Annotated in this window: 6 protein-coding genes; 1 reads left to right on the forward strand and 5 read right to left on the reverse strand. The window is 61.7% G+C overall.

Translation table 11 applies throughout. The annotated features are described in order from the left end of the window. Positions 1-103: 103 nt before the first annotated feature. The 5 genes from dapD to B3V69_RS18830 all read right to left on the reverse strand — a co-directional run bounded on the left by dapD (position 104) and on the right by B3V69_RS18830 (position 4928). A complete protein-coding gene (gene dapD, locus B3V69_RS18810) occupies positions 104-928 on the reverse strand; it encodes a 2,3,4,5-tetrahydropyridine-2,6-dicarboxylate N-succinyltransferase (protein ID WP_296448721.1) in 825 nt (274 codons plus the stop codon). 25 nt (positions 929-953) lie between these two features. After that, the gene (dapC, locus tag B3V69_RS18815) at positions 954-2180 is read right to left on the reverse strand and encodes a succinyldiaminopimelate transaminase (protein ID WP_296448723.1); all 1227 of its coding nucleotides are present in this window, start codon (positions 2178-2180) and stop codon (positions 954-956) included. A gap of 67 nt (positions 2181-2247) precedes the next feature. After that, positions 2248-2415 carry a hypothetical protein gene (locus B3V69_RS18820; RefSeq protein ID WP_296448724.1) on the reverse strand — a complete coding sequence of 56 codons (168 nt, stop codon included), beginning with the start codon at positions 2413-2415 and terminating at the stop codon, positions 2248-2250. A gap of 125 nt (positions 2416-2540) precedes the next feature. Next, entirely contained in the window at positions 2541-3350 is an 810-nt protein-coding gene (gene murI / locus B3V69_RS18825; RefSeq protein ID WP_296448726.1) for a glutamate racemase, read from the reverse strand. Positions 3351-3356: 6 nt separating this feature from the next. Further along, a complete protein-coding gene (locus B3V69_RS18830) occupies positions 3357-4928 on the reverse strand; it encodes a fumarate hydratase (RefSeq protein WP_296448727.1) in 1572 nt (523 codons plus the stop codon). A gap of 105 nt (positions 4929-5033) precedes the next feature. Between B3V69_RS18830 and nhaA the strand changes: the two genes are divergently transcribed. Continuing rightward, the gene (gene nhaA, locus B3V69_RS18835; protein WP_296448729.1) at positions 5034-6218 is read left to right on the forward strand and encodes a Na+/H+ antiporter NhaA; all 1185 of its coding nucleotides are present in this window, start codon (positions 5034-5036) and stop codon (positions 6216-6218) included. Positions 6219-6435: the final 217 nt, after the last annotated feature.

Genomic DNA, 6435 nt, shown 5'->3' on the forward strand with positions numbered 1-6435 from the left:
CGAAGAATGCGCTCCATCGTGCCCGAGGTGCCTGCCATGCCCGTTGTTCCAGCCGTTGCCATGCTTTAGCCCTTGTTGATGTTTTTGTGTTCCGGGAAAAGGATCAGTCGCGCAGCAAGTCGTTCAGGCTGGTGGTTGCGCGTGTTTTTGCATCTACTTTTTTCACGATGATGGCCGCATACAGGCTGTATTTACCCCCGTTTCTGGGCAGATTGCCACTGACGACGACGGAGCCGGCGGGTATGCGGCCGTAGCTGACGGTGTCGGTGGCGCGGTCGTAAATGCGGGTACTTTGGCCGATGTAGACACCCATGGAAATGACCGAGTTTTCTTCCACGATCACGCCCTCGACGATTTCCGAGCGGGCGCCGATAAAGCAGTTGTCTTCGATGATGGTGGGGTTGGCCTGCATCGGCTCCAACACCCCGCCAATGCCGACGCCGCCGCTCAAATGCACATTCTTGCCAATCTGCGCGCACGAGCCGACAGCGGCCCAGGTGTCGACCATCGTGCCCTCGTCGACGTAAGCACCAATGTTGACGAAGGAGGGCATCAGGATCACGCCCTTGGCCAGATAGCTGCCGCGGCGCGCCACGGCAGGGGGCACCACGCGAACGCCGGTGGCCTTCAGGCTTTCCTCGTCCAGGTGGGAAAATTTGGTCTGTACCTTGTCGTAAAAAGCCAGCTCGCCGGCTTTCATGAGCACGTTGTCTTTGAGGCGAAAGCTCAGCAGCACCGCTTTTTTGATCCACTGGTGGGTGGTCCATTGGCCCACGCCCTCACGGGTGGCAACGCGCAAGTGCCCCGAGTTGAGCTGGGAAATGACGTGCTCGACGGCGTCGGCGACCTCCTTGGAGGCCGATTTGACGGAAACGTTGGCGCGGTCTTCCCACGCGGCGTCGATGATGTTTTGGAGTTGTTGGGTCATGGCAAAGCTTCTTTCAGATTCGGGTTCAAGTTCTGGATTTGACAAATTGCACAATGCGTTGTGCTGCTTCAACACATTCGGCGGTTTCGGCCACCAGGGCCATGCGGATCCGCTGTGCGCCCGGGTTCACACCTTGGCCATCACGGGCCAGAAAAGTGCCGGGCAAAACCGTCACATTGTAAAGACTGAATAGTTCACGCGCGAAATCCGTGTCGTTGCCCTTCACTTTGGCCCACAAATAGAAGCCGGCGTCCGGCAGCGCCACCTCCAGCACCTCGGCCAGCAGGGGCGTGACCTGGGCAAACTTGCTGCGGTACAGGGCGCGGTTCTCGATGACGTGCTGCTCATCGCTCCACGCGGCCAGGCTGGCGGCCTGCACCACCGGACTCATGGCGCTACCGTGGTAGGTGCGGTAGAGCAAAAACTGCTTGATGAGGGCGGCGTCGCCCGCCACGAAGCCGCTGCGCATGCCCGGCACATTGCTGCGCTTGGACAGGCTGGTGAACGAGATCAGGTTTTTGAAGTCAGATCGGCCCAGTTTGGCGGCGGCTTCCATGCCACCCAGGGGTGGCTCGTCGCGGAAGTATATTTCGCTGTAGCACTCATCCGAGGCGATCACGACGCCGTGTCGATCGCTTAAGGAGAACAGCTTTTCCCATTCTGACAGCGGCATCACCGCGCCGGTGGGATTGCCCGGCGAACAGACAATCAGCAGCTGGGTGCGGGCCCATACCTGCTCCGGCACGCTGTCCCAGTCCGGTGCGAAATTGCGCGCCGCGTCGCTCGGCACAAAGTAGGGCTGGGCGCCCGCCAGCAGCGCCGCGCCTTCGTAGATTTGGTAGAACGGGTTGGGGCAGACCACGATCGGTGCCTGATCGGCATTTGCGTCGGCAGCCCCCGGCCCTGGATTCACAATGGTTTGCGTCAAGGCAAACAGGGCTTCGCGCGAGCCGTTCACGGGCAGTACCTGGGTCGCAGGGTTGACGTCCAGGCCGTAGCGGCGCTTGAGCCAGCGGGCAAAGGCCTCGCGCAGTTGGGGCTCGCCGGCGGTCGCCGGGTAAGCCGCCAAGCCACTGGGCGTGCGCACGATGGCATCGATCATCGCTTGTTGGATGAAAGCGGGTGTGGGGTGTTTGGGCTCACCCATGCCCAGGCTGATGGCGCGCAGGGCCGAGTTGGGGGTGACCGTGGAAAAAAGTTGGCGCAGCCGCTCGAAAGGATAGGGCTGAAGAAGGGAAAGCAGAGGATTCATAGCCAGCGATTATCCCGCGTGGCGACGGGGTCGCCGTCTGGCTGATGGGCGCGCGCCTGGCGGCGGGCTATTTTTTTGCTTTTTTACGGGCTGGTGCGGACTTTTTGGCGGCCATCGGCTTGTCTTTTTCCTCTTTGGCTTTGGGCATGTCACCGATCAGGCTTTTGACGGGGCAGATTTTGAAGACCGGGCATTTCTGGCAGCCGACGGCAAGGGCGATGGGGCAAAGTGTCATGGGGTTTTCCGGTTGTCATGCTGGGCGCACGGGAGGACCAGTATGCGCTCTCGCCCGCCCTGATCCCAGAAGTTTGGAAGGGGAAAGTCCCTAAAGTTTTGATCGCCAATCCGCTGATGGCGCCGTCAAATCGACAGCGACTCAACCGGGCAGGCAAGACCCAGCCAATGATGGGCGGCACGCTGCAGGCTGGCGCGCTCACCGGTGGTGAGTAGCAGGCACTGGCCCGCGACTTCACTTGGCGACAAGGTTTTCAGCTTGCGGCGCGTCTGGCGCGCAACAGGTTCGCCGGTGTCGACCAGGCGGACTGTGGGCCCCACCAGCTGGGTCAGGTGAACGCTGGCGAACGGGTAGTGCGTGCAGCCCAGCACGAGCGTGTCGATCCCCCCATCATTTATGCCAAATTGGCCCATAGCCCCCGTGTAATGTGCGCAGAGTGCTATTATTTTTGTAGTGTCTTGGTGTTCGATGGCATCGGCCAGGCCGTCGCAGGGCTGGCAAATGAAGTCGGCCTGGCCGGCCAGCGAGTCGACCAGAGTGCGAAATTTGGCGCGGCCCAAGGTGCCGCGGGTGGCCATGACACCAATGCGCCGGGTTTGGCTCAGGGCCACCGCGGGTTTGAGCGCTGGTTCAACGCCAATGATCGCAAGCGCCGGGTGTTCCTCACGCAGCACCTGAATGGCCGCCGCCGTGGCGGTGTTGCAGGCGATGACGAGCGCCTTGATGCCGTATGCGGCCAGCAGCTGCTGCGTGATCGCGCGGGAACGCCCGATCACATGGGCGTCGTCGCGCTCGCCGTAGGGCGCGTGAGCACTGTCGGCGACATAAACGAAGTTCTCATGGGGCAGCTCGGCACGCAAAGCCCTCAGAATGCTCAGGCCCCCGATGCCGCTGTCGAAAACGCCGATCGGGGACGAATGGGGGTCAGAACCCAATTTCGATCACGCGGCAGCGACGGCAATGCCCTTGAACTCCCCGGTCGCAATGCGTTTTTGCCATTCGGCAGGTCCCGTGATGTGGGCGCTGGTGCCGCCGGAATCCACCGCCACGGTGACCGGCATGTCGACCACGTCAAACTCGTAAATGGCTTCCATGCCGAGGTCGGCAAAGCCCACGACCTTGGCGTGCTTGATCGCCTTGCTGACGAGGTAGGCGGCGCCGCCCACGGCCATCAGGTAGGCGCTCTTGTGTTTCTTGATGGCCGCAATCGCCACCGGGCCGCGTTCGGCCTTGCCGATCATGGAGATCAGGCCGGTCTCAGCCAGCATCATCTCGGTGAAGTCGTCCATGCGGGTGGCGGTGGTGGGGCCGGCCGGTCCCACCGCTTCGCCCTTGACCGGGTCGACTGGGCCAACGTAGTAAATCACGCGGTTGGTGAAGTCCACCGGCAGCTTTTCGCCCTTGGCGAGCATGTCTTTGATACGCTTGTGGGCGGCGTCGCGGCCGGTCAGCATCTTGCCGTTCAGCAGCAAAGTGTCGCCCGGCTTCCAGCTGGCCACTTCTTCCTTGCTCAGGGTGTTGAGGTCGACTTTTTTGCTTTTGACGTAGTCGGGCGTCCACTGGACGTCGGGCCACAAGTCCAGGCTTGGGGGGTCCAGGTAGACCGGGCCGCTGCCGTCCATCACAAAGTGGGCGTGGCGGGTGGCGGCGCAATTGGGGATCATCGCAATCGGTTTGCTGGCGGCATGGGTCGGGTACATCTTGATCTTGATGTCGAGCACGGTGGTCAGGCCGCCCAGGCCTTGCGCGCCAATGCCCAGGGCATTGACTTTTTCAAACAGCTCAAGACGCAGCGCTTCGGTCTTGGTGAGCTCAGCGCCGCTGGCGGATTTGGCCTGCAGCTCGTACATGTCCAGGTCGTCCATCAGGCTTTCCTTGGCCATCAGCACCGCTTTTTCGGCGGTGCCGCCAATGCCAATGCCCAGCATGCCAGGCGGGCACCAGCCGGCGCCCATGGTGGGCACCGTCTTAAGCACCCAGTCCACCACCGAGTCGCCGGGGTTGAGCATGTACATCTTGCTCTTGTTCTCGCTGCCGCCGCCTTTGGCCGCCACCGTCACTTCCAGCGTGTTGCCGGGCACGATTTCAGTGAAGATCACGGCCGGCGTGTTGTCTTTGGTGTTCTTGCGGTCAAACTGCGGATCAGTCACCACGCTGGCGCGCAGGGTGTTGTCGGGGTGGTTGTAGGCGCGGCGCACGCCTTCGTTGATGGCATCGTCCAGACTGCGGGGCTTGCCATCGACGCCCGCATCGAAGCCGTCCCAGCGCACGTCCATGCCGACTTTAAGGAACACATTGACGATGCCGGTGTCCTGGCAAATCGGGCGGTGGCCGATGGCGCTCATCTTGCTGTTGGTCAGAATTTGTGCGATGGCGTCTTTCGCCGCCGGGCTTTGTTCGCGCTCGTAGGCGCGCGCCAGATGGGCGATGTAGTCGGCGGGATGGTAATAGCTGATGTATTGAAGGGCGGCGGCAACGGACTCGATCAGGTCGGCCTGGCGGATGGTGGTCATGGTGATGCGAAACCTTAAGAGTTCAGGGAGTAACTAATTGGTGACAATGGGCTGAAGTTTAACCATCCCCGCCCACAGGCCACTGAGGGCATGGCGCCGACCCAAATGTTCAAGTTCATCGCACGCAACGTCAACCAGTTCATCACCTCACAGTCCGCGGGTGGCGTGCTGCTGGCTCTGGCCGCATTGGTGGCGCTGGTCGTCAGCAATTCGCCGTGGCATGGGGCTTACCAGCAGTTTTTGCAGATGCCGGGCGAGTTGCGCTTGGGCTCGAGTTGGCTGCTGCTGTCCAAACCCCTGATCGTCTGGGTCAACGATCTGTGGATGGCCGTGTTCTTTTTTCTGGTGGGGCTGGAGATCAAGCGCGAGTTGCTGGAGGGTGAGCTAGCGTCGCCCGCGCAGGCCTTGCTGCCCGCCATTGCGGCCCTGGGCGGCATGCTGGTGCCCGCGCTGATTTATGCCGCCATCAACTGGGGCGACCCCGTGGGCCTGCGCGGTTGGGGTATTCCGATGGCGACGGACATTGCTTTTGCCCTGGGTATCTTGGTGCTGCTCGGCAGCCGGGTGCCGCCTTCGCTCAAAGTGTTCTTGACGGCGGTGGCCATCATTGACGACCTGGGTGCGATTCTGGTGATTGCGGTTTTCTACACCGCCGAGCTGTCCCCCACCATGCTGCTGGCCGCCGCCGCTGGTGTTGTGGTCTTGCTGGGTTTGAACCGGCTCCGGGTGACGGCGATAGCACCCTATGCCATCGTGGGTCTGGGTGTTTGGTTTTTCGTTCTCAAGTCCGGCATTCATCCGACGCTGGCCGGTGTGGTGACCGCGCTGGCGATTCCGCTGTCTGACGGCAAAGGCGGCTCGCCGCTGAACAAAGCGGAGCATGCTTTGCACCCCTGGGTCGCCTATCTGATATTGCCCATGTTCGCGTTTGCCAATGCCGGCGTATCGCTGCAGGGAGTGACCCTGGGCACCTTGGCGCAGTCGGTTCCGCTGGGCATTGCTGGTGGTCTGCTGTTGGGCAAGGCGATCGGCGTTTTTGGCGCCTCCTGGTTATTGATCCGCTTGGGTGGTGCCAGGCTGCCGACGCAGGCCAGCTGGAGTCAGTTCTGGGGCGTGTGCGTGCTGTGCGGCGTCGGCTTCACCATGAGTCTTTTCATTGGCACGCTGGCGTTTGCAGGGGCCGATGCCCTGTATGAATCGCAGCTGAAGCTGGGCGTGTTGCTGGGCTCGCTGCTCAGCGGTGTGGCCGCCACCGTGCTGCTGTTGACAAGCCGGGTAGAGAAGCAATAGCCTCAACTTTTAGGCCAGTCAGTGGCTTGTAAGTGCGAACGCCGACAGTCGCGTCCAGTTTTGATTAATTAGAGGAGACCTACCCATGAATGCACCGTTGTCCGCCATCGAATCAACCCTGGTTGAAAACCGCGTTTTCCCGCCGAGCGAGGCGGTCATGAAAGCCGCACGCGTTTCCGGCATGGACGGCTACAACGCGCTGTGCGCCGAAGCCGAG

It is taken from the genome of Rhodoferax sp. UBA5149 (assembly GCF_002413825.1).
Lineage (GTDB): Bacteria > Pseudomonadota > Gammaproteobacteria > Burkholderiales > Burkholderiaceae_C > Rhodoferax.